Origin of the sequence: Phocaeicola sp. HCN-6420 (assembly GCF_037890145.1) — a bacterium.
Classification (GTDB): Bacteria; Bacteroidota; Bacteroidia; order Bacteroidales; family Bacteroidaceae; genus Phocaeicola.
The window spans coordinates 94,383-120,435 of record NZ_JBBKBJ010000006.1; the positions used below are offsets into that span (position 1 = coordinate 94,383).

General features: G+C 44.0%; 18 protein-coding genes. 15 read left to right on the forward strand and 3 right to left on the reverse strand.

What is annotated here, in order from left to right; genetic code table 11:
• Nucleotides 1-29: 29 nt before the first annotated feature.
• Both WKT12_RS05605 and dnaK read right to left on the reverse strand, forming a co-directional pair.
• Nucleotides 30-2,660, reverse strand: coding sequence for a transglutaminase domain-containing protein (locus WKT12_RS05605; RefSeq protein WP_340319117.1), 2,631 nt, complete (start codon nucleotides 2,658-2,660; stop codon nucleotides 30-32).
• A 241-nt stretch (nucleotides 2,661-2,901) separates the two neighbouring features.
• On the reverse strand, nucleotides 2,902-4,815 hold the full coding sequence (gene dnaK, locus WKT12_RS05610) for a molecular chaperone DnaK (protein WP_021971143.1): 1,914 nt from the start codon (nucleotides 4,813-4,815) through the stop codon (nucleotides 2,902-2,904).
• A 511-nt stretch (nucleotides 4,816-5,326) separates the two neighbouring features.
• Here dnaK and WKT12_RS05615 point away from each other — a divergent pair.
• The 6 genes from WKT12_RS05615 to WKT12_RS05640 all read left to right on the forward strand — a co-directional run bounded on the left by WKT12_RS05615 (nucleotide 5,327) and on the right by WKT12_RS05640 (nucleotide 15,439).
• Nucleotides 5,327-6,370: an efflux RND transporter periplasmic adaptor subunit gene (locus WKT12_RS05615; protein ID WP_340319070.1), complete on the forward strand. Its 1,044-nt coding sequence runs from the start codon at nucleotides 5,327-5,329 to the stop codon at nucleotides 6,368-6,370.
• Nucleotides 6,371-6,385: 15 nt separating this feature from the next.
• Entirely contained in the window at nucleotides 6,386-9,412 is a 3,027-nt protein-coding gene (locus WKT12_RS05620; protein WP_340319071.1) for an efflux RND transporter permease subunit, read from the forward strand.
• A 56-nt stretch (nucleotides 9,413-9,468) separates the two neighbouring features.
• Nucleotides 9,469-10,800: a TolC family protein gene (locus WKT12_RS05625; RefSeq protein ID WP_340319072.1), complete on the forward strand. Its 1,332-nt coding sequence runs from the start codon at nucleotides 9,469-9,471 to the stop codon at nucleotides 10,798-10,800.
• Entirely contained in the window at nucleotides 10,785-11,840 is a 1,056-nt protein-coding gene (locus tag WKT12_RS05630) for a sensor histidine kinase (RefSeq protein WP_340319073.1), read from the forward strand. Before WKT12_RS05625 ends, WKT12_RS05630 begins: the two co-directional genes overlap by 16 nt.
• Nucleotides 11,833-12,618, forward strand: coding sequence for a LytR/AlgR family response regulator transcription factor (locus WKT12_RS05635; RefSeq protein ID WP_340319074.1), 786 nt, complete (start codon nucleotides 11,833-11,835; stop codon nucleotides 12,616-12,618). The genes WKT12_RS05630 and WKT12_RS05635 overlap by 8 nt, the downstream gene beginning before the upstream one ends.
• A gap of 64 nt (nucleotides 12,619-12,682) precedes the next feature.
• Nucleotides 12,683-15,439, forward strand: a complete 2,757-nt coding sequence (locus WKT12_RS05640) for an outer membrane beta-barrel protein (protein WP_340319075.1) — start codon at nucleotides 12,683-12,685, stop codon at nucleotides 15,437-15,439.
• Between the two features lie 83 nt (nucleotides 15,440-15,522).
• On the opposite strand, the gene WKT12_RS05645 is transcribed toward WKT12_RS05640, so the two are convergent.
• Nucleotides 15,523-16,350, reverse strand: coding sequence for an META domain-containing protein (locus WKT12_RS05645; protein ID WP_340319076.1), 828 nt, complete (start codon nucleotides 16,348-16,350; stop codon nucleotides 15,523-15,525).
• Nucleotides 16,351-16,555: 205 nt separating this feature from the next.
• Here WKT12_RS05645 and WKT12_RS05650 point away from each other — a divergent pair, with 205 nt between their 5' ends.
• The 9 genes from WKT12_RS05650 (at nucleotide 16,556) to WKT12_RS05690 (ending at nucleotide 26,003) form a co-directional block, all read left to right on the forward strand.
• Nucleotides 16,556-17,749, forward strand: a complete 1,194-nt coding sequence (locus WKT12_RS05650; protein WP_021971134.1) for a saccharopine dehydrogenase family protein — start codon at nucleotides 16,556-16,558, stop codon at nucleotides 17,747-17,749.
• 211 nt (nucleotides 17,750-17,960) lie between these two features.
• Nucleotides 17,961-18,410: a thioredoxin-dependent thiol peroxidase gene (gene bcp, locus WKT12_RS05655; RefSeq protein WP_340319077.1), complete on the forward strand. Its 450-nt coding sequence runs from the start codon at nucleotides 17,961-17,963 to the stop codon at nucleotides 18,408-18,410.
• Nucleotides 18,411-18,460: 50 nt separating this feature from the next.
• Nucleotides 18,461-19,507, forward strand: coding sequence for a recombinase RecA (recA, locus tag WKT12_RS05660; RefSeq protein WP_021971132.1), 1,047 nt, complete (start codon nucleotides 18,461-18,463; stop codon nucleotides 19,505-19,507).
• A gap of 20 nt (nucleotides 19,508-19,527) precedes the next feature.
• Entirely contained in the window at nucleotides 19,528-20,484 is a 957-nt protein-coding gene (locus WKT12_RS05665; RefSeq protein WP_340319078.1) for a hypothetical protein, read from the forward strand.
• Between the two features lie 362 nt (nucleotides 20,485-20,846).
• On the forward strand, nucleotides 20,847-21,446 hold the full coding sequence (locus WKT12_RS05670; protein ID WP_340319079.1) for a nucleotide exchange factor GrpE: 600 nt from the start codon (nucleotides 20,847-20,849) through the stop codon (nucleotides 21,444-21,446).
• A gap of 24 nt (nucleotides 21,447-21,470) precedes the next feature.
• A complete protein-coding gene (dnaJ, locus tag WKT12_RS05675) occupies nucleotides 21,471-22,643 on the forward strand; it encodes a molecular chaperone DnaJ (RefSeq protein WP_021971129.1) in 1,173 nt (390 codons plus the stop codon).
• Between the two features lie 182 nt (nucleotides 22,644-22,825).
• A complete protein-coding gene (locus tag WKT12_RS05680; RefSeq protein WP_340319080.1) occupies nucleotides 22,826-23,464 on the forward strand; it encodes a hypothetical protein in 639 nt (212 codons plus the stop codon).
• Nucleotides 23,465-23,520: 56 nt separating this feature from the next.
• Nucleotides 23,521-24,816 (forward strand): bifunctional folylpolyglutamate synthase/dihydrofolate synthase, encoded by a 1,296-nt coding sequence (locus WKT12_RS05685; RefSeq protein WP_340319081.1) that lies wholly within the window; start codon nucleotides 23,521-23,523, stop codon nucleotides 24,814-24,816.
• Nucleotides 24,817-24,908: 92 nt separating this feature from the next.
• Nucleotides 24,909-26,003, forward strand: coding sequence for an aldose epimerase family protein (locus WKT12_RS05690; protein WP_340319082.1), 1,095 nt, complete (start codon nucleotides 24,909-24,911; stop codon nucleotides 26,001-26,003).
• Nucleotides 26,004-26,053 lie beyond the last annotated feature (50 nt).

Below are 26,053 nucleotides of genomic sequence, written 5' to 3' on the forward strand. Positions count from 1 at the left end.
CTTTAAAGGCTTACAATTAATTCTGTATTTTATTTATCTGCAGTTTCCGATTCATTCAAACTATCAATAATCTTCAACAGACGCTCTCCTAAGCCAATGGTGTAACCATGTGAAGTAAAGACAATACGATTGAATGTATCACCTATTATAAAGATAGGTAACTGAGTATTAGCTTCCAAGCTCAATGCCTCCAGTAACTGTTTTTGTATCTTACTATCAGTATCAATACCCCAGACAATATGTTCTGGAAGCCCTGGAGCTGGAGCAGTGAGATACTTTTCATAAGCGGCATGACTCGGGAATAACAATATCATCTTCCGTCCACAAGCATCAAACTCTTTTGCTTTTACAGCAATATCTTTCAATGTATGGTCCGTCGGTTCCTGACCTACACCCAAAATTGCCAAAACAAACAAGCCGCGACCCGCAGATTTCAGTACAGTTGTTTCTTCACCTGTCGCCGCATCGATGAATTTTGATTCTGAATCAAAATTACCAATAACTTTAACGGCTTCTGTATTATCACGAACCAACAATTCGCCATTAGTCTGCTCACCTTTTCTGATATTAAAGAAAGAAACCTGTCCCAATACACCGCCGTCAGCCAAGCGACTACCAGACACCATCATATAATAACCTTCATCCAGCGGAGAAGCCTCTTTAAACAAAGCACTCCACTTAGCAAAATCCGGATAATTCAACAAGGTAAAGCCTGTTCCATCATACTTCGAGAGTGTAAAATGACGAAGATATTCCGGATCATTCAATTGCGGAATAGCTGAATAACTCAGCTGCAACTGACCAGTTTCAGCAGCACCGGAAACACCACTCTCAAAATCCAGTTGAATATCAGAACCGTTCTTCTGATAGAATACATTTCCTGTAACTCCATCTATCCATGCCGGGATACCCAACGAACGAGCTACCGCTACAAAAAAGATATCACGTGATACACGGTCAGCTGTACGACTGCGCCATACACCTTCAGGAGAAATAAATGTTCCTACACAGCATAAATTGTCACGTAATGTGAGGTTCTTCCGGCACCATTCAGCCAGAACATTCGGATCGGCACAGAACCGCTTAGCATCTTTCTTCGAGATCTCTTTCTGGAAGAAGGAGCGATAGGCGGTCAGCATTTCACCAGCAATACGTGGCGCCAACACCTTTGCAGCATCAGCCGAGAGAGCTGTATTATACAGATGGTCATTCAATATAGCTTCAGGAGTATCGCGCAAGTCCTTTTCAGACAATGTAGCCAACAATTGAAGTGCACGCGACGCATAATTTTTCTTCGAAGCATCACGCAAGAAATTCATGATATCTGCATAATTGCCTCTTGAGGCTACAATATAGTTAGTAATATCCTGAGTATTATATCCCGTTTCTTCCGCAAATTTTTCAATAGCCGAAGCATCCGGGAAAGAAGCTACATAAGCGTTTCTGATAGAATCTTCCTGATTGAAACGGATATCGTTCTTCGCACGCTGTTCCGGAGTGACTTCCGGGATATTAGGTTTCACAGGAGGAGGTACCAGATCTACCGGGAATGAGAACTCTTCGCCCACACGATGACGAAGGTCAACAGTAACATTACGCTCTTTACCAAAAGTAACTTTCTGAATACCAAACCGGTCACCTTTCGTTGCAAGAACCATCATATCTCCCAATCCAGCTGACAAACTGGCCTGACCATCTTGTTTCGTTACCACTGTATGAACAGTAAAGAACTCAGAATAATTATAAATCTTATATTGTACACATGCACCTTCTACCGGTTTACCCTGTTCATCGACAACAGTAACCGTCAGCGGAGCAAACTTGGCATAATTCCCGATGATATTAATTTCAGTATAATTAGCGGTAGTACGCATCACCTCTTCCGGTCCCTGATAATAACCAAAAACCTTTGTATGCATCAACATACCACGGCTGGCCGGCGCATTAAACCAACCCAAGTCCAGCACAGGTTCCGGTTCACAAGCACCCAAGAAATGCCATTCGCCATCAACCCACGCCTCAACCCATGCATGATTATCATCGGTATGTGCCCAGCGCGGAGTATAAACCTGACGAGCGGGAATGCCAACAGAACGAAGAGCTGCAACAAGGAAAGTAGATTCCTCTCCACAACGTCCGTATGCTGTCTTTACGGTAGCCAAAGGAGCACTGGTACGAGCATCAGCAGGCTGGTAATTTACCTTTTCATGACACCAGTGATTAACCTCCAATACAGCATCAAGCATAGACAATCCTTTCACACGAGGCATCAATTCATCGTGAAAAACCATGCGTGCACGATCCAGATTCTCATTATTAATACGTACCGGAAGGACAAAATGAGAAAAAATGTCATCTGGGATTGTTTTACCCCACGATGTTTCCTTCCGGGTAGCTAATGAGCTTCGTACATTATCCAAATAGAAATTTCCGGAATAATCGGTAATATCCCCTACCGACATATAAGCATAAAAGAACGTAAGTGCATCACGTTCTTCCTGTGTAAGCTGTTGCCGGAAGACACTAAACAAATCACCTGTCGGCAATGCTTCCTTCTTTTTCTGGAAATCGGCATTCACCCGATCCATAGAAAGACCTTGCCCGGCTACAGACAGAACTGACAGAAATAGTCCTGCAATCATCAAGAGAGATTTCTTCATAGCATAAACATTAAATAAATTCATGCTACAAAGATAGTTTTTTTAAGATTTACCCCCTCTATTTGTAATAAAATATTTCTCAGTTCTCATTGTTAAGGTAATTTTTCACTTTATATTAATTACATAATTAACTTTAGATTTATCATAAGGAGAAAGTTCTCATCCTTTATACACACAAAAAAAGCCCGTACAACTTCATAAGAGTCGTACGGGCTTTTGCTTATCGTTTATTTACCGATACTTATTTCACTTCCTCAAAATCAGCATCCTGAACATTGTCTCCGTGCTTGTCATTCTGACCAGCATTAGCATTGTTGTTAGCCTGACCTGCATTAGGACCAGCCTGAGCACCGCCTGTCTGAGCATACATTTCAGCACTTGCTGCCTGGAAAGCTGTCTGCAATTCTGCACTTGCAGCATCGATTCCAGCCAAATCCTGTGCCTTGTGAGCATCTTTCAGTTTCTGAAGAGCAGCTTCGATAGGAGCTTTCTTGTCAGCCGGAATCTTATCGCCAAGGTCTTTCAACTGATTTTCAGTAGAGAAAATCAAGCTATCTGCCTGGTTCAACTTATCGATACGTTCCTTTTCCTTCTTATCTGCTTCAGCATTAGCTTCTGCTTCAGCTTTCATACGTTCGATTTCTTCCTTGCTCAAGCCAGATGAAGCTTCGATACGGATAGCCTGTTCCTTACCTGTTGCCTTATCCTTAGCAGAAACCTTCAAGATACCGTTCGCATCGATATCGAATGTTACTTCAATCTGAGGAACACCACGACGAGCCGGAGCAATACCTGTCAGGTTAAACTGACCGATTGATTTGTTCTGAGCAGCCATCGGACGTTCACCTTGCAGAACGTGGATAGTAACTTCTGTCTGGTTATCAGCAGCGGTAGAGAATACTTCACTCTTCTTACATGGAATAGTAGTGTTGGCATCAATCAATTTTGTCATCACACCACCCATAGTTTCGATACCCATTGACAGCGGAGTTACATCCAACAGGACTACACCCTTGATTTCATCTGTCAATACGGCACCCTGAACGGCAGCACCAACGGCTACAACTTCATCTGGGTTCACACCTTTAGAAGGAACTTTACCGAAGAAATCTTCAACCAGTTTCTGTACAGCCGGTATACGAGATGAACCACCTACCAAGATAACTTCATCGATATCTGCATTTGTCAAACCAGCATCGCTCATGGCTTTCTTACAGGGTTCAAGACAAGCCTGAATCAAGTTGTGAGCCAAAGCTTCGAATTTAGCACGAGTCAATGTCTTAACCAAGTGTTTAGGAACACCGGCTACCGGCATGATGTACGGCAAGTTGATTTCGGTTGATGTAGAAGAAGACAATTCAATCTTAGCTTTTTCAGCAGCCTCTTTCAAACGCTGCATAGCCATCGGATCAGTTGTCAGGTCTGCACCTTCATCATTCTTGAATTCCTGTACCAACCAGTCAATAATAACCTGGTCGAAATCATCACCACCCAGGTGAGTATCACCGTTAGTTGACAATACTTCGAATACGCCACCACCGAATTCCAGGATAGAGATATCGAATGTACCACCACCAAGGTCGAATACGGCAACCTTCATATCCTTGTTAGATTTGTCGACACCGTAAGCCAAAGCGGCAGCAGTCGGTTCGTTAACAATACGTTTTACATCCAAACCTGCAATCTGACCAGCTTCCTTAGTAGCCTGACGCTGTGAATCAGAGAAGTATGCCGGAACTGTGATGACAGCTTCTGTTACTTCCTGTCCCAGATAATCTTCAGCAGTCTTTTTCATTTTCTGAAGAATCATTGCTGAAATTTCCTGCGGAGTATACAGACGTCCGTCGATATCTACACGCGGAGTATTATTATCGCCTCTTACTACTGAGTAAGGTACACGTGCTATTTCTTTCTGAACCTGATCATAAGTTTCACCCATGAAACGTTTGATAGAATATACCGTACGTTTCGGGTTTGTGATAGCCTGACGTTTAGCCGGATCACCGACCTTACGTTCACCACCGTCAACGAAACCTACTACTGAAGGAGTGGTACGTTTACCTTCGCTGTTGGCAATTACCACCGGTTCGTTACCTTCGAATACTGCAACACATGAGTTTGTTGTTCCTAAGTCAATACCAATAATCTTTCCCATAATTGTATCTATTTTATTTATTTTTATTCAAGTTAATTCTGTAATGCCGAAGCATTACGCCCTAATTAAGACAAATGGTGTGCCAAAAAAGAAATCCGACAATTTGTCAGAAAATTCTGACATCACAGACAAGCCATACGCCATTTTTTACACTGTTTACCGTTAAAGTTTCTGCCTACACATGGCTTTTCTGACGACGGACGGCTTTGTTTTCCCGATCCGATGCCGGAAGCCGGAAAAGATACCGCCGGAAACCGTTTATTTTTTGTACAAAAAATCAGCGAATTTGTACAAAAAATAAAAAAACGTCGGGACATTTTTCCAAGGACATGCAGAGCTTTACTCATCCCCCACTCCATGAATAAGCCGACGAGCCACAACAAGGTTTATTTCTCGGTAATGTTTTTTTCCGGTTCATCACCTTATATATACGGTTGAGCAACCAACGTATTGAACGGGCTGCACCCTCCTTCTACCTTTGCAGCAACTTAATTATTCAGAAAACCAAAAGATGAAAAAAGCATTTTTACTTTTTGCATGTATATGTTACCTCATATCGTGCGATAACTCTTCCAATACGGAAAAAGAGCAACCCGTCAGTGTAAAGGTTACCCGGGCTGAACAGACTGAAATCTCATCCGAACGCTGCTACTCATTCATTTCGCAACCGTACCGGACCACCGAACTGTCTTTCAGAGTAAGTGGTCCGGTATATACATTCGATGTACAAAGTGGACAGTTTTTCCACAAGGGGGAACTGATTGCAGCCATAGACGACCGGGACTTCTTGATACGCAAACAGCAGGCCAAAGCCATCTACAGACAGATGAAGGCTGAGTTTCTGCGAATTTCAAGCCTGTATGAAAAAGGAAACATCTCCGGTACAAGCTACGAGAAAGCCAGAGCGGACTACGAAAAAGCCAAGGCTGAATATGAAAACGCTTGTAACCAACTGAACGATACGCGCCTGTATGCTCCTTTCGACGGTTACGTGCAACAAGTCAACATCGAACGTTTTCAGGAAGTAAAAGCCTCTTCACCTGTAGTCAGCTTCATCGATCTCTCCCGGATAAAGGCAGAAGCCTACATTACCGAAGGCATGGCAATGAACATGCGGCAGCAAAAATCCCCATCTTGTACCGTTTCCTTCAAATCGCTGAAGGACAAAACATTTACGCCCGAAAAGATTTTTATAACACAAGGCACAACCGATAATAATATCTCCTATTTATTTACAGCGATACTTAACAATACAGACAACAGCTTATTGGGTGGAATGGCAGGCTCATTGTCAATCCCTAGCTTAATTTCATCTTCATGTTTACCCTCGAGCGTGACCATTCCCCAATCTGCTGTCTGCCATAATGAAGAAACCGGCTCATACGTCTGGCTGATAAACGGACAAAACCGGGTAACAAGAACACCGGTTACCACAGGAGCTTTACAAGAAAATAACAAAATAGAAATATTGTCAGGACTTTCTGTCGGTGACAGAATTGCCGTAACACGGCTTTCCAGCCTGTCGGAGAACAAGGAGATAACTATTCTGGACTAAAATATATAGAAACTGATGAAAAGTATTGTGAAATTTTTTCTGACGAACAAAGCGTTAAGTTGGCTCATACTGATTCTCATACTTGCAGGAGGAGTATTTGCCTATCAGAGTATGGGAAAGCTGGAAGATGCCCCGTTCACCATCAAGCAGGCATTGGTTACGACTGCCTATCCGGGGGCTTCGCCGATGGAAGTCCAGCAGCAAGTAACTGATGTGCTGGAGGAGGCCATACAGTCACTGGGAGAACTTTACTACCTGAAGACAGAAAACCGGGCGGGACTTTCTAAAATTACGGTCTATGTAAAAAAAGAAATTCGTGCCAAAGACATGCAGCAGCTTTGGGATAAACTCCGCCGGAAAGTAAATGACGTACAAGACAAACTGCCGGCAGGCGCAGGTCCTTCGGTAGTAAACGACGACTTTGGAGATGTACTGGGCGTTTTCTACGGATTGAGTAGCGAAACGCATACATATCGTGAGCTGGAAGATTATGCCAGAGAAATAAAAAACGAATTGCTTAATGTGAAAGATGTGGCCAAAGTCGAACTGTTTGGTATTCCCAACCGCACAATCGAGGTGAAAGTCAATCCGACCTTACTTTCTCAAAGTGGTGTCATGATGAGCGACATCACTTCTGCTTTCGACAAGCAAAACCGGATAGTAGATGCCGGAGCAATAGAAACTTCAACCAATCGTCTTCGCATTGAATCCGAAGGTTGTTTTGCCAGCCTGGACGAAATAAAGAATCTGACGGTTGTTTCGCACAAAGGAGAATATTTCCGTTTAGGAGAAATAGCGGAAGTAAGCGAAGACTATGCGCATCCGTCGCGCAGCCTGATGAGAATCGACAATGTGCCGGCTGTAGGTATCGCCATCTCGACCGTATCCGACGGAAACGTTGTCGAAATGGCAGAGCTGGTATCCAGCAAAATCAAAAGGCTGAAAGCAACTATGCCGGAAGGCTATAACCTGAACATTATCTACGATCAGGGACACGAATCGGCTGTTGCCAACGACGGTTTTATCATGAATCTCATTGTTTCGGTCCTGACTGTTGTCGGGGTACTTTTGTTCTTTATCGGACTGAAGAACGGTTTCCTGATAGGAAGCGGACTTATTTTCTCCATTTTCGGTACACTGGTTTATATGCAGGCCACGGGAATCGCATTGCAGCGTATGTCGCTTGCTGCCATAATCATAGCCATGGGAATGCTGGTAGACAATGCTATTGTAGTATACGATGCTGCACTGGTAAACATGCAGCGCGGCATGAGAAAACGAATCGCGATACTGAATGCGGTATCGGGTACAGCCATGCCTCTTCTCGGTGCGACACTGATAGCCGTACTTACCTTCCTGCCGGTATACCTTTCCCCGCATATCACAGGCGAGATCCTGTCTTCTCTGTTTATTGTGATTGCCGTATCGTTATTGCTCAGCTGGGTACTGGCTGTCACACAGAATGTTTTTTTCGTACAAGAGTTCGTACGCCGTCCTCGTCCGGAAGAGCTGAAGAACGAATTGTTCAGTGGACGGATATACGACTTTTTCAGAAAGGCACTGGCATTTACCATACGCAAACGGTACCTGATCGTAAGTTGTATGGTCGTACTGCTCGCCTTAGCCGGCTGGGGATTCAAGTACATTCCACAGCAATTCATGCCGCTGCTCAACAAGCAGTACTTCACCATTGACATGTGGCTGCCCGAAGGTACACGCATAGAAGAAAGTGAAAAGCAAGCAGCCCAACTGACAACATTTCTGCAAACGCTCGAAGGAGTACGACAGGTTTCGACTTATATCGGACAGACGCCACCAAGATATTATCTGGCCAATGCAGCATACGGGCCTCAGCCTAATTATGCCCAATGCCTGATAGAAGCGGAAAGCCCGGAAAAATCACGGGAGTTGCAGGAAATGTTATACAAGGCATTGCCCGATAAATTTCAGAATGCGCTGATTCGGGTCAACAGTTTCGAAATCAACAGCATCCCGCAGGCACTGATTGAAGCCCGCTTCTGTGGCGACAATCCTGCTGTTCTCGACTCACTGACTAATATTGCCATCGACATTATGCGCCGGAATCCCAAGGTACTGAACGCACGCAATGAATGGGGAAACATGGCAATGATGATAAAAGCCGGCTACGACCCGGTAAAAGCCGGAAAGTTGAACATCGGCCGGAACGATATGATGAATGCCGTTAAAGCAGCAAACGACGGAACTCCTGTAGGCATTTACCGGGACGAAGACAAGAAAGTTCCTGTATTGCTATGTACGGCAGCAAATCCACCGGAAAGCAGGGCGGAACTGGAAGATCTCCAGATATGGAACGGACAGCGCTCAGCTCCTTTGGGACAGGTCACCGACGGTATAAAAACCGGATGGGAATATCCGCTGGTCCGTACTTACAACCGCCAGCTTTCCATGGCTGCGCAATGCGACGTCAAGCGCGGATATACCATGAAGGAAGTTCATTCCGAAATCAGGAAAGAAATAGAAAGTATTGAATTACCCGAAGGCTATACATTTTTCTGGGACTCTCAATACAAAGACCAGAAAGAGGCAATGGAGGCGTTGACGAAATATTTTCCGCTGGCTGTCATTCTGCTGACAATTATCTTGGTGATGCTTTTCGGAAACTTCCGCCAGCCGCTCATTATCTTTCTGATTCTTCCGCTGTCACTCATAGGTATGGTATTTGGCCTGCTGCTCACAGGGTTCCAGTTCGGCTTCTTCTGTATAGCCGGATGGCTTGGACTATTAGGAATGATAATAAAGAATGTCATAGTCTTGCTGGATGAAGTAAATGTACAGCGACGGGCAGGTATTGAAGCCCGTACCGCGGTCATCGAAGCTACAGTATCCAGAGTCCGCCCGGTACTGATGGCTGCACTGACTACGGTTTTCGGTAGCATTCCTTTGCTGTTCGACGTTGTATTCGGCGGTATGGCTGCAACCATTGTATTCGGATTGTCGTTTGCTACACTCCTTACATTGTTTGTTACTCCGGCTTTATATACCATCTTCTATAAAATATAGTGGAAGATACCGACTTTAAGTTAAACTTTTTCTTACCTTTACAAATAATCAGAAGCATGAATAAATGGATAATAATCTGTCTGGTGTGCCTGTCTAATCAGGTACACGCACAGCACAGTACATTATTACAAGAATACCGTAGCAAAGTGAAAGCATACAACCAAGATATCAAAATGGCCGGATACGATGCAGCTATCCAGAGGGAAAAGCAGAAATCAGCCAAAGCCGATTTCCTGCCAGCATTGTCGGGAAATGCCAACTTCGGTTATAAGGGAAATCCTTCGGAACTTTCTGTTACGGTTCCTTCACTCAATGAAAGTCTGAACTTTCAGGGGCAGCATAATCAGTATGGCGCATCACTCACACTGGCACAACCGGTTTATACCGGAGGAGCGCTGAAAGCGGGATATGAAAAAGCGAAAAAAGAAAACGAGCAGGCACAATATGAGCAACAACGAATCATTAACGACATCATGTACGATGCTGATGTTTACTACTGGAATAAAGTTGCACGTCAGGAAATGATTGCGGTTGCCGAAGAATACAAGACATCAGTTTCCGCACTGGTAGAAGTCGTAAAGGATCGGGTAACAGAAGAATACACCGACCGCAACGATTTACTTATGGCCGAAGTCAGGCTTAACGATGCAGAATATCGCTTCACCCAATCGTGCAACGATGCGGAAGTCGCACGCATGTCGATGAATTCATTTTCCGGCGTTTCTTTCGATAAAATCATTCCGACCGATTCTGTTGTCATACCGCTGACAACGGTACAAGCATATACAGGAACCGTAGAAACAGCCATGGCTTCTCGTCCGGAACTAAGGATAGCGACCAACGAAGTTGCCATTCAAAAATCGGCATTCCAAATAGCCAACGCCCAGTATCTGCCCCGGTTATCGGTTGGAATAGACGGGAACTATTCATCTCCCGGATATGATTTCAGATCAGGCCCAGACCCCAATTATATCATTTATGCCCAATTAAGCATTCCTATCTTTGAGTGGGGAAAACGCAAAAATACACGCCGGACAGGAGAATATAGCATAAACAAAACGATAGAGCAGCATCAGAAAGTGGCCGACAACATACGTCTGGAAATAGAAACAGCTTTCTATACCTATTCGCAAGCAGTCGAAAAAGTCAGACTAACGGAAAACTCGCTTGCCAAAGCTGCCGAAAGCGAGAAAATGGCAATGGATAAATACAAAGAAGGAAATGTTTCTATAATCGAAGTGATTAATGCCCAACTGTATCATCAGGAGGCCCGGATTAATTACATCCAGTCGAAACTGAATGCACAAATAGCTAAAAGTGCAATGGACAGGGCAACCGGAAGCAATATCAACGACCATCATAACACAGTAGCATGGAGAAAAAATTGAAATATATAAAGAGATACTTGTGGGATATACTTTTATTTTCAGGTATGGGATGCTTTTCTTATTTCCTGCTTGTTTACTATGCCGATATTCCCCCACGCTATCAGAACCGGCTGATGACTTTTCAGGCTTTCCTGGCTGTAATCATATTGTTCAACGGAGTAGGATTAAGCGTAAAATACATCAACGAAAAGTTGAGCATGTATTACCAATATTTTCTGAAGAACCGCCGGATGCTGTCGGTAGGACTGATTACTGCCGCCATCATTCTGTTCGGCTCCAACTATCTGCTACTGATATCTACCAAGCTGCTCGTCGGACTACCTTATCCTTTTCTCTTAAAAGATAAGGGATTGTACGTAATGCTCGGAGTCTGGTTTGTTGAGCTTATCATTGTGGGACAGTTCATGCTAAACCGGTTTTACATCGATCTGGTAAAATTATACAAGCGGGCAGAAGAGCTGGAAGAAAAGACAACTCAAGCACGCTATATGGCTCTTCAGAACCAGTTGAACCCACATTTTTTATTTAACAGCCTGAATACTCTCATTTCTGAAATAGTATACAATCCGATGGACGCAATAGAATTTACCCGAAACCTGGCAGATACATACAGATACATTCTTTACTGTCAGGACAAGCATACCATTCCGTTACGGGAAGAACTGGATTTTCTCGACACTTATGTCCTCTTACAGAAAGTCCGACTGGGAAACTGTCTGGAAATAGACAATAAAATAGAAGACAAATATTGGGATGTATCCGTTCCTCCATTAACTTTACAATTACTGATAGAAAATGTCATTAAACACAATATTATCAGTCCGGGCAAACCAATGAAAGTAAAGCTTGCAACCGAAGTACTTCATAAGGAAACCTGGCTTAGCGTATCAAACCCTGTTAGGCCCAAGCAAGGAGTAATCTCGTCGGGAAAAGGGTTGGCCAACTTGGCACAACGCTATAAGTTATTGTGCAACAAAGAACCTATTGTAGAAAATAACAAAGACTCATTTGTCATCAAAGTTCCATTCTTGTATGAATAAGAAAGTAAAAGCAGTTATTATAGAAGATGAATATCCGGCAGCCCGTCTGCTCAACAAAATGATACAGAATATTCGTCCAGACTGGGAGGTCACTATCCTTCCCGGCACCATAGAGGGAGCAGTCAACTGGTTCAGTGAGCATGCACATCCGGATATCATTTTTCTCGATATACAGTTGAATGACGGAAACTCATTTATTTTTATCGAGCAGGCAAAACCGCAAAGCATGATCGTTTTTACCACAGCCTACGATGAATATGCCGTACGTGCCTTTACGGTAAACAGCATCGATTATCTGCTCAAGCCTGTACACGAAGCAAGACTACTTGATGCCGTTTTAAAATTCGAACGTCTTTCTTCCATCAATGCAGAGAATGCCAGAAACTTGTCGGACATAGAATTTTTGCTGCAATCGCTTGCCGGAAATAGGGAAAAGCAGTACCGGACACGTTTTCTTATCTACGGAGCACGTCATTTATACACGGTTCAGGTAGCAGACATAGCCTATTTCTACAGTGAAGAAAAAGTAACGTTTGCTGTCACCAGGGATGGCAAAGCACATGCCATAGACTTTACGCTTAACAAACTTGAAGAACAACTGGACAGTAAATTGTTCTTCCGGGCTAACAGGCAGTTCATTTTATCGGCCGATTCCATCAAAAGTATACAGAATTACTTCAACGGAAAGGCTATTGTAAATGTCCTTCCTCCACATAACGAAGCTATATACATCAGTCGTGAAAAGGTTTCTTTATTAAAAATGTGGCTTAATAGTTAAAACTCCTATATCTATGTTGTCTGAATAAGACATTGAGAAGTATTTTCTTACATTTGTGCTTGTAATGAAAATACTCAGCTTATTCATAGTAAGTATACTACTGTTAGCATTTCCTGCCGGCATATCGGCACAAAAGCAGATAGTAAAAGGCCGTATCGTCTTATCTGATGCAACCCGCAAGGCTGAAGCTTTGCCATATGCCAACATCAGTCTGATGCAACTGCCCGACTCAGCTTTCATGAAAGGCACGGTAAGCGATGAACAAGGAAAATTTATCTTCTCATTTTCGCGAAAACCGACAGCCCATTATCTGATAAAGGTTTCGTATACGGGATGCACATCTGTATATCAGTCTATACCGTCAAGACCGGATACAATACAATTAGGAACCATTAAGCTGAAAGACAATCCGCTGCATCTGAAAGAAATTATCGTAACGGCTCCGCTACAACCCATGGAGCAGAAAGGAGATACAACTATTTACAATGCCGAGGCTTTCCCAACTCCGGAAGGTGCTTATCTGGAAGAGCTGGTCAAACGTATTCCCGGACTGACGTACAATGCTCAAGAGCAGACTATTACTTACAACGGTCATACGATAAAGGAAATAACTGTCAATGGAAAAGATTTTTTCAAAGGTAATCAGCAGGTTGTATTGGAAAATCTTCCGGTTAAATTTATCAGCCAGTTGAAAGTATACGACAAACCGACTAAAGAAGAAGAAGCTACAGGAGTTAAATCGACAGAGAAGAATTATGTACTCGACCTCCAGACGAAAAAAGAGGTGAACGATGCATTGCTTCTATCTGCCGAGGCGGGCTATGGTACGCACAAAAGAAGGGACATCAATGGGAAGATTATGCGTTTTAACGAAAGTGGAGACAATTTCATGGTCAACGGACAATCGACCAACCGCTATGCAACTACTCCTTATGAAGGAAACATATCGAATACCGTAGGAGCTAACATAACAAAGGTGAAGGATAAATTCGAGATTTCGGGAAACCTGAACTATTCCAACGATCGGAATGGCAGTGAATCGAGTTCGTACAGTGAACAGTATCTGGCAACTTCCAGTCAATATGCCACCACTGAAACAAATGGTCTGAGTAAAAGCAACAGAATAAACGGAAGTATGGATGTTACCTGGAAGATAGACGACAAGACAACTTTCAATTTTAATGGAAGCGTTAACTCCAGTCGCAACAAGAACAATAACCAAAACCGGGAAGCTACCTTCGACGCCAATCCGGAAGTAGACACAAAACATCCTTTCCTTCAGTTCGAACAAATCGATCCGGCTATCCGTATCAACGACAGCAAAAGACAATCACAGACCTACAACCGGAATACAAACTATAACTTTAGCACAAGTATCATCCGAAAGCTGAATAAAAAGGGGAATAACCTCAGTCTGAACTTTTCCACATACCAGCAAACAAACAACACAGAATATTATACGCTGTCGTCTACTCATTATTACCGCTTGCAAGACCAATCGGGAAAAGATTCCGTGCTTTATCTTAATCAGTATCAACATGCACCGGATAAAGAACAGAATTATAATATGGCAGTTACTTACACGCAAGTACTGACAAAGAAGTCACGTCTGCAGTTCTCGTACGGATTTACCTGCAACAAAGAGAAATTAAACAGCAACACTTATGATTTAAATTCGTTCAGTTCAATGGAACTTCCTGTCGGAGTCCTGCCGGAAGGATATGAAACCACCAACATCGACAGTCTGACAAGCCGTAGCAACAGCCGGACAACAGGACATCGGTTCTCTGCACTATTTACATATAATGGCGAAGTATGGGGCGTACGAAGTGCACTTGCCGCTACCTTACAGAAACGTGCCATCGAAGAAAGTACCGGCAACCGGCTGGCAGATACAACAATTAACTCACTTGAATGGAAACCCAATCTGACTATTACCTACCGTAAAGATGACAATTATGCAATGATCAGTTACGACGGAAGTACTTCACAACCGATGTTGAGTGATCTTATCTCTCCTACCGACTACAGTTCTCCACTAAACATAACTCGGAGCAATCCCAATTTGCATGCTTCGTATACACATTATATATATGCTATGTTCAGTAATTTTCGCAAAGGAATCATGGTAGGGGTCAATTGGAACCAACAAATTAATTCTGTGACACGTGCCACTATCTATAATACGGAAACCGGAGGAAGGGAAACTTTTCCGGTCAATATTAACGGTAACTGGGGTATATCGGGTAATGCTTCTTATGATAAACGGATCAATCTGTTCCGGATGTATGTAGCAGGATCAGGCAATTTCAACCAAAACGTGAGTCTGATAAATGAAGGATACGAAGAAGACATGCCCCAACGCAGCAATACGCATACTACAGGATTAAGCACCGACTTGAGATTGTCCTACCTGCCTTCATGGGGCAATATTGAGCTGAATGGGAAATGGACCTTTTACCAGTCAAAAAATTCCTTGCAAAACCGAAACACATATACCCGGGTCTATACCGTAGGATTGAACAGCTCGGTAAATCTTCCAGCCGATCTTATCTTTCAGACCGATGCGAACTATCGCTTTCGCAACGGTACTGGCATTTCTGGCAACGACGATAACGAACTCTTATGGAACATCAAACTTTCATGGAAGTTCCTGAAAGAAAAACGTGCCGAGCTTTCTCTATACTGGGCTGATATTCTGAATCAGCGGAAAAGCTTATCACGCAGTGCCAGCTCTACCGGATTCTACGAGTATTACGAACAGCAGCTCAGAGGTTATATCATGGTTTCCGTGAAATACGAGTTAAACAGCATGAATTAAATGTTCGCTTCTTAAAAAAAGAAGAGGCGATGCTTGCTTCCTCCACCGTAAGCAGCATCGCCTCTTTTTCTATAAAAATATTGTTACTCAGCCAACTTCTCACCCGTATTCTTTGTCAGAGTCATAACTTCCTTACCCGTTTCATCGAGCAATGACAAAGAAGACTTATCCTGATTCAGCGTAAAACCGGCAACTTTATTAAGAGCCTCCAGAATCATTCTTTCGGTATCCATATTCGGACATGCCATCATGGTAGACAACATCTGAGAAAATTTCAGTGAACTTGCCTTACCCTCTTCTTGCGTAAATCCACCGTTTACAATATTACAACTGGCATTCCCATGAACAGTTTTTTCCTCTACATTGAATGCAAGGAAAGGAGTTTTCTCTTGTTTACCCAGTTCTGTACCATTGACCGACGAAATAATCCATTCACCAGCCAGATCATTGATAGAAACTTCAGGCAATTGACGCTTTTCCAGACTGATAACCGTATTACCATCGGCGTCGGTCAGAGCTACACCCTCGGCTGTTTCAGTATAGCCACTAACCTTATTCAGCGCTCCAAGAACTTTATTCTCTACATCCATGTCCGGACACATCATACGTGATGTAGCCACCTGAGCGAAATGTATGATACCCGGCTTCAACGAATCCATCTCCAACGTACCCATCATATTATTGCACCCGGCATTACCATAGATACGTTTAGCCTCCAGATCCATACCGATATAAGGCATATTTTCTACATTCAATTTTTCACCATCCACAGCGACAATGTTCCATTCACCTGCCAGATCGACCTTCGGTAAATTCTTATTGCTGCTACATCCAGCCATTGTCATCATCAATGCTCCTGCACAAACGGCAGTTACTCCTAAAAACTTCTTCTTCATAGCTATCATATTCATATTTTTAAATAGTACCTTTATAAAAAACGCTACAATCCTTTTACATAAAGAACAAAGAATGTATCAAATAGTTTACCCAAACCGGGCTTATCTATTACAAAAATACGGATATAATCGGAATACTGCATGAGGTTTTAGAAAATTTCTTATCTTTGCATATTGAACGGTAACGTTTACCGGGCATTTAAGATTATAATTAAGATAAATGAGTAAAGTATTGATTATCGGTGCAGGCGGTGTAGGTACCGTTGTTGCACACAAAGTGGCTCAGCATCCTGAAGTTTTCAGCGAAGTAATGATTGCCAGCCGCACCCAGTCAAAATGTGACGCGATTGTAAAAGCAATCGGTAACCCCAACATCAAGACCGCTAAGGTAGATGCAGACAATGTAGACGAACTGGTGGCTTTATTCAATGGTTTTAAACCCGAAATCGTTATTAACGTAGCTCTTCCCTACCAGGACTTGACCATCATGGAAGCTTGTCTGAAAGCCGGAGTCAACTACCTGGATACAGCAAACTACGAGCCGAAAGACGAGGCTCACTTCGAATATAGCTGGCAATGGGCATACAAAAAGCGTTTCGAAGAAGCAGGTCTGACTGCGATATTAGGATGCGGATTCGATCCGGGAGTAAGCGGTGTATATACAGCTTATGCAGCTAAGCACTACTTCGATGAAATCCATTATCTGGATATCGTTGACTGCAATGCAGGAAATCATCATAAAGCATTTGCTACTAATTTCAATCCGGAAATCAACATCCGTGAAATCACTCAGAACGGACGTTATTATGAAAACGGAAAATGGATTACAACCAAACCGTTGGAATTCCACAAAGACTTGACTTACCCGAATATCGGTCCTCGTGATTCTTATCTGTTGTATCACGAAGAACTGGAATCACTGGTAAAGAATTACCCGACTATCAAGCGTGCACGTTTCTGGATGACATTCGGACAGGAATATCTTACTCACTTGCGTGTTATTCAAGATATCGGTATGGCAAGCATCCAACCAATCAATTACAACGGAATGGAGATTGTTCCATTGCAATTCCTGAAAGCCGTATTGCCGAACCCTCAGGATCTGGGAGAAAATTATGAAGGTGAAACTTCTATCGGCTGCCGTATTCGTGGTATAAAAGACGGAAAAGAACATACTTATTATGTATATAATAACTGTTCACATCAGGCTGCTTATAAGGAAACAGGTATGCAGGGTGTAAGCTATACTACCGGAGTACCTGCCATGATTGGTGCCATGATGTTCCTGAAAGGCTTATGGAAACGTCCGGGCGTATGGAATGTAGAAGAATTCGATCCAGATCCATTTATGGATGCTTTGAATAAATACGGACTGCCTTGGCATGAAGTATTCGACGGCGACCTGGAACTATAATACTATTCCCGTAAATCACGGATAAACTGTTTTATCCGATTTATATTATATCCAATAAAAATTAAGAATGTGATGTATTATCTTATTACATCACATTCTCTTATAGTCTGTTTCAGTCTTTGCCGGATTATAGCAGAGAATATCCGGATAAAAGACACTTCATCCAATGATCTGAACAGCTATATATTTTCATTCTATCATTTTTTAATTTATGAACGTAGGAGATAAAGCCCCCGAAGTATTAGGCCTCAACGAGAAAGGTGAGGAAATACGTTTAAGCAATTATAAAGGTAAAAAAGTCGTTTTGTACTTTTATCCTAAAGATATGACCTCCGGTTGTACGGCGCAGGCATGCAACCTACGCGATAATTACACAGCACTTCGTGAAGCCGGATATGAAATTATCGGCGTAAGCATCAATGACCAGAAGTCACATCAGAAATTCATAGAAAAGAATAACCTTCCGTTTACTTTAATTGCTGATACAGACCAGAAACTGGTACAAGAATTCGGTGTATGGGGAGAAAAAAGTATGTACGGAAGGAAATACATGGGAACGTTCCGAACTACCTTCATCATCAACGAAGATGGCGTCATCGAACGTATCATTACCCCTAAAGAAATAAAAACAAAAGATCACGCTGCACAGATTTTGGGATAAATTACTATTTTTACCCCGAATCAATTTCTTGACACATAAAAATATCCAATATGGCGAAAAAAGATGAATTAGAATTCGAAGGAGGAGTAGAAACTCCCCAACCCAATAACAGTGAAAAGCTAAAAGCGCTTCAAGCTGCAATGGACAAGATAGAAAAAAGCTTTGGCAAAGGTTCTATCATGAAAATGGGCGACAATCACGTCCAGGAAGTTGAAGTAATCCCTACCGGTTCCATCGCACTGAATGCGGCACTCGGCGTAGGCGGTTATCCTAAAGGACGTATCATTGAAATATACGGCCCGGAATCGTCTGGTAAAACAACTTTGGCCATCCATGCCATTGCCGAAGCACAAAAGGCAGGAGGTATCGCAGCCTTCATCGATGCCGAACATGCTTTCGACCGCTTCTATGCTGCCAAGTTAGGTGTCGACATTGACAATTTGTGGATATCACAGCCCGACAATGGTGAACAAGCTTTGGAAATCGCCGAACAATTAATCCGTTCGTCTGCTATTGATATCATCGTAATCGACTCTGTTGCTGCCCTGACTCCAAAGGCCGAAATCGAAGGAGATATGGGAGATAACCGAGTAGGATTACAAGCCCGACTGATGTCTCAGGCTTTGCGTAAACTTACTTCTGCTATCAGCAAGACAAATACGACCTGTATTTTCATCAACCAGTTGCGTGAGAAAATAGGTGTTATGTTCGGCAACCCAGAAACAACGACCGGAGGTAATGCACTGAAGTTCTACGCTTCCGTACGTCTGGACATCCGCAAAGGCCAGCCTATTAAAGACGGAGAGGACGTTATTGGGAACCAGACTCGCGTAAAAGTCGTAAAAAACAAAGTTGCTCCTCCATTCAGAAAAGCAGAATTCGATATTATGTTCGGTGAAGGAATTTCTCGCAGCGGAGAAATCATAGACTTGGGAGCCGAACTGGGTATCATAAAGAAAAGCGGATCATGGTATAGCTACAACGATACCAAACTGGGACAAGGACGCGATGCAGCCAAACAGTGTATCCAAGACAACCCTGAACTGGCCGAAGAACTGGAAGGGCTGATTTTTGCAGCACTGAAAGATAAAGAATAACATTCAAAGAGGGTATGATTATGAAACTAACACGTACACTCCTCGCTGTCTGCTTATGTCTGACAGCGATGACAGGATTTGCTCAAAAGGCAAAAGACAATCCTTTTTTCCGTTTCGCAACCAAAGCCGAAGCGCAGATGCTCATAACAGACATCGACGAGTATACCAATAACTGGAATCAGTTCGACATTAATGCTCGTCTGCAAAATAATGAAGGGCGTAAGTCACAATTGCTGACACTTGCTATGAGCTGCGTACAAAACTGGAGCGAACAAGAGAAAAAACAAATTACCACAGCATTCAATGCGATAACAGCGGCAACTAAAAGACAAAAGTTGACCCTGAATTATCCCGACGAAATTATTCTGGTAAAAACATCTATGCAGGAAGAAGGAGGAGCAAGTGCCTATACACGCAAAAACTGGATAGCCATTAGCGAAGACGTGCTGAATAAGATTTCAGCAGCACAACTGCAAATTCTTGTAGCACACGAGTTATTTCATATTCTTACCCGCTATGACTTAAATTTCAAGAAGTCTGTATACCAGACCATAGGTTTTACCGTCTTGGACCGCGAAATTATTTTTCCGACCGACATCATGGAAAAACGTATCTCCAATCCGGACATCAGCCGCTACGACAGCTATGCACCCTTTACCGTTAAGGGTACAATACAAAACTACACCATGATGACATATACCGACCGTCCTTATACAGGAGGTGATATTTTCGACTACATGAAAATCGGACTCATTCCACTGAATGATCACTTTGTTCCGGTACAGGAAAGTGGAAAAACCGTCATTGTTCCAATAGAACAGGCCGAAGACTTTTACGAAAAAATCGGTAAAAACACCAATTATGTCATCAACCCAGAAGAAGTGCTGGCCGATAACTTTGCCTATATGCTAACAGAGAAAAAGGACTTACCCAACCCTGAGGTTATCAGCCGCATCAGAGAAGTTCTGAAAAAATAAGCCCCGAGAGGTGTTATTCGATAAAGCCAGTTTTATGCTTTAACCCTCCACTAAATGGAGATAAGGCATAGAACCGGCTTTTTTATTTCTCCCGTTCTCCCGCACCATCCTTTACGGAAATCTCCAGTCATAAAAAAGCAAAAAGCAATCCCTCCGGTACATAAATTCCAACACACCTCCCCCTTCTCTCTATCAACATGTAAAATATAAGTCAAGCAATATTTTCGCTGTCAGTATGACAAAAATTAGTATTTTTGCAACAAATTTGCCCGATTATCAGCTCGGGCACGAAATTTGTATACGCATTTCATGCATATAATGCCAAAGAAAATAAGAAATAAAAAATAAAAACAGATAACATCATGACAACAAAAAATCATCATTCACAACAAGAAGAGGAAGAAGTGTTGAAGCAACAAGCCGAAGCATCGGAGCAAGCCGAAACACAAGCCGAAGAAGCTCAGGGCACAGAAGAGCAGGCTGAAGAGCCAACTGACGAACAGAAGTTGGAAAAAGAGCTGGAAGAAGCGAAAAAGACAATCGAAGAACAAAAAGACAAATACCTGCGTCTTTCTGCCGAATTCGATAACTACCGCAAACGTACCATGAAGGAAAAAGCCGAACTGATCAAGAACGGCGGTGAGAAAGCCATCAGCGCCATCCTTCCGATTCTCGACGATCTGGAACGCGCCCTGCAGAACATGCAGAAAGCCGATAACGTACAGGCTATGTACGAAGGCTTGGATCTGATATTCCAGAAGTTCCACAAAGTTCTGGCACAAGAGGGACTTCAGAAGATGGAACCGGTAGGTGAAACATTCGATACCGATTACCATGAAGCAATCGCACTGGTTCCGGCACCGGACGAAGCACAAAAAGGGAAAGTCCTCGACTGCGTTCAGACCGGTTATAAATTGAACGATAAAGTAATCCGCCACGCAAAAGTTGTTGTAGCACAGTAATTCTTAATACTTGTTTTTATCATTATGGCAAAAAGAGACTATTACGAAGTGCTGGGTGTCGACAAGTCAGCTTCAGCAGATGAAATAAAGAAAGCATACCGTAAAAAAGCAATCCAGTATCACCCCGACAAGAATCCGGGTGATAAAGAAGCAGAAGAAAAATTCAAGGAAGCAGCCGAGGCTTACGAAGTCCTCAGCAACCCCGACAAACGTGCGCGTTATGACCAGTTCGGACATGCAGGTGTAGACGGAGCAGCCGGTGCAGGTGGCTTCGGAGGATTTGGCGGACAAGGTATGTCTATGGATGATATATTCTCCATGTTCGGCGATATTTTCGGCGGACACGGTGGATTTGGAGGTTTCGGCGGAGGTGGTTCCCAGACACGCCAGCGTAAATTCCGCGGTTCAGACCTGCGCGTAAAGGTAAAGCTGAACCTGAAAGAAATCTCCACGGGAGTAGAAAAGAAGTTCAAACTGAAAAAATACGTACAGTGCTCACATTGCCATGGTACAGGAGCCGAAGGTGACGGTGGAGTGGAAACTTGTCCTACCTGCCACGGAACGGGAAGTGTTACACGCACCCAGCAGAGCATCTTCGGCATGATGCAAACCCAGACCGTCTGTCCTCAGTGCGGCGGCGAAGGTAAAATCATCAAAAACAAATGTAAGGAATGTGGTGGTGAAGGTATCGTATACGGCGAAGAGGTAGTAACCGTCAAGATTCCGGCAGGAGTAGCCGAAGGCATGCAGGTTACCATGAACGGTAAAGGTAACGCCGGAAAGCACAATGGTGTTCCAGGCGACCTGTTGGTTCTCATCGAAGAAGAGAAACATCCAGAACTGATCCGTGATGAAAGCGACCTGATCTACAATCTGCTTCTGAGCGTTCCGACCGCAGCTTTGGGAGGTACCGTAGAAATACCTACCATCGATGGAAAAGCCAAGATAAAGATTGAGCCGGGAACCCAACCGGGCAAAGTGCTCCGTCTGCGTGGCAAAGGTCTGCCCAACATCAACAGTTACGGTTACAGCACCGGAACAGGCGACTTGCTGGTAAACGTAAGCGTATACATTCCTGAAACATTAAACAAGGAAGAACGTCAGGCACTCGAGAAATGGCAGGAATCAGAAAGCTTCAAGCCCAACATGAGCCTGAAAGAAAAGATCTTCAAGAAGTTCAGAAGTCTGTTCGATTAAACGTCAGATACCTCTTTACACAAGGGTACAGCATAGCAACCATCAGAAACAAACGGTTGCTGCGCTGTACCCTTTTTTCTTACAAATCTCCGTTAATCTGCGTTAATCTCTGCTTCCTTCCTGCCTATGCATTACAGAATAATCCGTATCTTTGATACGATTCACTTATAAAGACAAATGACATGAAACAACTATACCTGATACTGTTTGCCATGTTGCTCCCCCTTGCAGCCACATCACAGACCGAAAATTGCCAAAGCATCGAAGCCTCCGAAACGTCCGCCCCGCCTGTAGCAGAAAAAGACAGTCTGAGCTTGCCGCTTGCCTCTCCCATTCCACAGACAGGTTATACGGCACCTTTCGGTATGTATGGCATCACCCCGTTCGATTACGGTTACGCCACCTGGCAGTTACACAAAGGTTTCAACGCCTCTATCGGGCTGAACCTCACCTATAGTCCCAGCCGCTATGCCCCCTCAGGAGTAGGATTCGGACAAGATGCCGCCTTTATGTATGCAGTACCCGTTACCGACCGCCTCAGTGTGGCAGGAGGACTTTACGCCAGTAACATGGACTGGGGATTCTTGCGCTACCGCACAATAGGCGTGGCCGGAGTAGCCGCATACAAACTTACCGACCGTATCAGCATCTATGCCTACGGCAACAAATCATTCACCCCCAAACGTTCCCCCTATTATTACCCGCTTCCCAACTATACGCCCGACCGTATAGGAGGAATGATCAACTTCAAAGTAGGCGAAAGCAGCTCATTCAGCATAGGCATAGAGGGCAGAAAAAATGATTATCCCTGGTGGTACTGATAAATTATGTCAATAAATAAATTAACTTTGCATAGTTAAAAAATATCATAAGCGCAATGACATATCAGGAAACACTCACATATTTATACAACAGCGCCCCCCTGTTCCAGCATGTCGGGAAGGCAGCTTACAAAGAAGGATTATCAAACACACTGGCACTCGATGAATATTTCGGACACCCGCATCGCAAATTCCGCACAACTCACGTAGCGGGCACCAACGGGAAAGGCTCCTGTTCACACACCCTTGCCGCCATTCTTCAGTCGGCAGGCTACCGTGTAGGACTCTACACCTCCCCCCATCTGGTCGACTTCCGCGAGCGCATCCGCATCAACGGAGTCCCCATTTCACAAGAATTCGTTATCGATTTCGTCGAAAAGCACCGCTCCTTTTTCGAACCCCTCCATCCCTCATTCTTCGAACTTGCCACAGCCATGGCATTCCATTACTTCGCCAGCCAGCAAGTCGACGTCGCTGTCATCGAAGTAGGACTGGGCGGACGGCTGGACTGCACCAATATCATCCATCCTGACCTGTGCCTTATCACCAACATCAGTTTCGACCACATACAATTCCTGGGCAATACCCTGGCAAAGATAGCAGGTGAGAAAGCCGGCATTATTAAACCCTCCGTACCGGTCGTCATCGGTGAAACCACACCCGAAACCAAACCCGTATTCCAGCAGAAAGCCGCCGAAGTCAACGCCCCCATTTTCTTTGCCGAAGAAGAGCATCCGCTGCTCAGCGCCCTGCACGATGAATCAGGAAACTACATCTACCAGACCACCCGCTACCACGACCTGAAAGGCGAACTGGGCGGAATCTGTCAGGAAAAGAATACCAACACCCTGCTTACAGCCCTGCCTCTGCTCGAGCAGCAAGGCTACCACATAACCGAAACCGACATCCGAAACGGATTCGCCCATGTATGCGAACTGACAGGCCTGATGGGACGCTGGCAGAAACTCTCCAGCCACCCTACCATCGTATGCGATACAGGTCACAACGTAGGAGGCATCCAGTACATCGTAAAGCAACTGTCATTTCAGCAATACAAACAGCTGCACATCGTCATCGGAATGGTAAATGATAAAGACATCAGCGGCGTACTTGCCATGCTTCCCAAAGACGCGATTTACTATTTCACCCAGGCAAGCGTCCAGCGCGCCCTGCCAGCCGGGAAAGTAAAAGAGCTGGCAAATTCATACGGACTGTCGGGAAATGCCTATCCCGATGTCAAGACAGCCGTCGAAGCAGCACAAAAGCAAGCCGATGCCGATGACTTTATTTTTGTCGGCGGCAGCAGTTTTATCGTTGCCGATTTGCTTTCCACATGCTTTCCGGTAGAATAAAATAACAGATTTGTTTGTGTATCTTGAATAAAATCTTTTTATTTGCATACATTTTACACCTATAATAAAGATAACGATATATACTCAAAAATATGAATAACACATTCTATTACGAAAATAACCTTTGCGGCCTGAAAAGAGCCGACTTCCAGAAGAACATCGGAGGTAAAGAAACAGATTTGTTTATTCTGACAAACGACAACGGTGCCGAAATGGCAGTAACCAACTACGGAGGAGCCCTCCTCGCCATCATGGTACCCGACAAGGACGGCAAACTGGCAAACGTCGTACAAGGACATGACAACATCGAAAGCGTAATCAACAGTCCGGAACCTTTCCTCAGTACCCTTATAGGCAGATACGGCAACCGCATTGCCAAAGGAACCTTCCAGCTCGACGGAAAAGAATACAAACTCACCATCAACAACGGCCCCAATTCATTACACGGAGGACCGACTGGTTTCCACGCACGCGTATGGGACGCCGAACAGACCAGCAAGCAGAGCCTGAAACTCCACTACATTTCGGCCGATGGTGAAGAAGGATTCCCCGGAAACCTCGACATCACCGTGGTATATACATTCACTAACCAGAACGAATTCATCATCACCTATACGGCGACAACCGACAAACGTACAATTGTCAACCTCACTCACCACGCATTCTTCAGTCTTTCCGGTCTGGCAACCCCTACCGCCAGCGTAGAAAACAATATCGTTACTCTCAACGCCGACTTCTACACTCCTATGGATGAAGTATCTATTCCTACAGGAGAAATTCTGAAAGTAGAAGGCACTCCGATGGATTTCCGCACTCCTCACACCGTAGGCAGCCGCATCAACGAGCCGTTCCAGCAACTGGTATACGGAGCCGGATACGACCATTGCTACGTCATCAACAAGCATGAAGCAGGAACACTTGCTTTTGCTGCCAAGTGCGTTGAACCGGTAAGCGGACGTACCCTCGAAGTCTTCACGACCGAACCGGGAGTACAAGTATACACAGCCAACTGGCACAGCGGTTTTGCAGGCTGGCACGGAGCTACTTTCCCTGCCCGCAGCGCCATCTGCTTCGAGGCACAACACTTCCCCGACACTCCCAACAAGGGACATTTCCCGTCGGCAGTCCTCAACCCCGGCGAAGTATACCATCAGGTAACCGTGTACAAGTTCGGAACAGAAAAATGAGCAAACAAATACTTTAGAAAACTAACCTAATTTATTAACCCAATATTTTT

Coding starts and splice junctions, on each gene's coding strand:
- WKT12_RS05605 (WP_340319117.1), bottom strand. CDS start 2,660: ATGAAGAAATCTCTCTTGATGATTGCAGGACTATTTCTGTCAGTTCTG.
- dnaK (WP_021971143.1), bottom strand. CDS start 4,815: ATGGGAAAGATTATTGGTATTGACTTAGGAACAACAAACTCATGTGTT.
- WKT12_RS05615 (WP_340319070.1), top strand. CDS start 5,327: ATGAAAAAAGCATTTTTACTTTTTGCATGTATATGTTACCTCATATCG.
- WKT12_RS05620 (WP_340319071.1), top strand. CDS start 6,386: ATGAAAAGTATTGTGAAATTTTTTCTGACGAACAAAGCGTTAAGTTGG.
- WKT12_RS05625 (WP_340319072.1), top strand. CDS start 9,469: ATGAATAAATGGATAATAATCTGTCTGGTGTGCCTGTCTAATCAGGTA.
- WKT12_RS05630 (WP_340319073.1), top strand. CDS start 10,785: ATGGAGAAAAAATTGAAATATATAAAGAGATACTTGTGGGATATACTT.
- WKT12_RS05635 (WP_340319074.1), top strand. CDS start 11,833: ATGAATAAGAAAGTAAAAGCAGTTATTATAGAAGATGAATATCCGGCA.
- WKT12_RS05640 (WP_340319075.1), top strand. CDS start 12,683: ATGAAAATACTCAGCTTATTCATAGTAAGTATACTACTGTTAGCATTT.
- WKT12_RS05645 (WP_340319076.1), bottom strand. CDS start 16,350: ATGAATATGATAGCTATGAAGAAGAAGTTTTTAGGAGTAACTGCCGTT.
- WKT12_RS05650 (WP_021971134.1), top strand. CDS start 16,556: ATGAGTAAAGTATTGATTATCGGTGCAGGCGGTGTAGGTACCGTTGTT.
- bcp (WP_340319077.1), top strand. CDS start 17,961: ATGAACGTAGGAGATAAAGCCCCCGAAGTATTAGGCCTCAACGAGAAA.
- recA (WP_021971132.1), top strand. CDS start 18,461: ATGGCGAAAAAAGATGAATTAGAATTCGAAGGAGGAGTAGAAACTCCC.
- WKT12_RS05665 (WP_340319078.1), top strand. CDS start 19,528: ATGAAACTAACACGTACACTCCTCGCTGTCTGCTTATGTCTGACAGCG.
- WKT12_RS05670 (WP_340319079.1), top strand. CDS start 20,847: ATGACAACAAAAAATCATCATTCACAACAAGAAGAGGAAGAAGTGTTG.
- dnaJ (WP_021971129.1), top strand. CDS start 21,471: ATGGCAAAAAGAGACTATTACGAAGTGCTGGGTGTCGACAAGTCAGCT.
- WKT12_RS05680 (WP_340319080.1), top strand. CDS start 22,826: ATGAAACAACTATACCTGATACTGTTTGCCATGTTGCTCCCCCTTGCA.
- WKT12_RS05685 (WP_340319081.1), top strand. CDS start 23,521: ATGACATATCAGGAAACACTCACATATTTATACAACAGCGCCCCCCTG.
- WKT12_RS05690 (WP_340319082.1), top strand. CDS start 24,909: ATGAATAACACATTCTATTACGAAAATAACCTTTGCGGCCTGAAAAGA.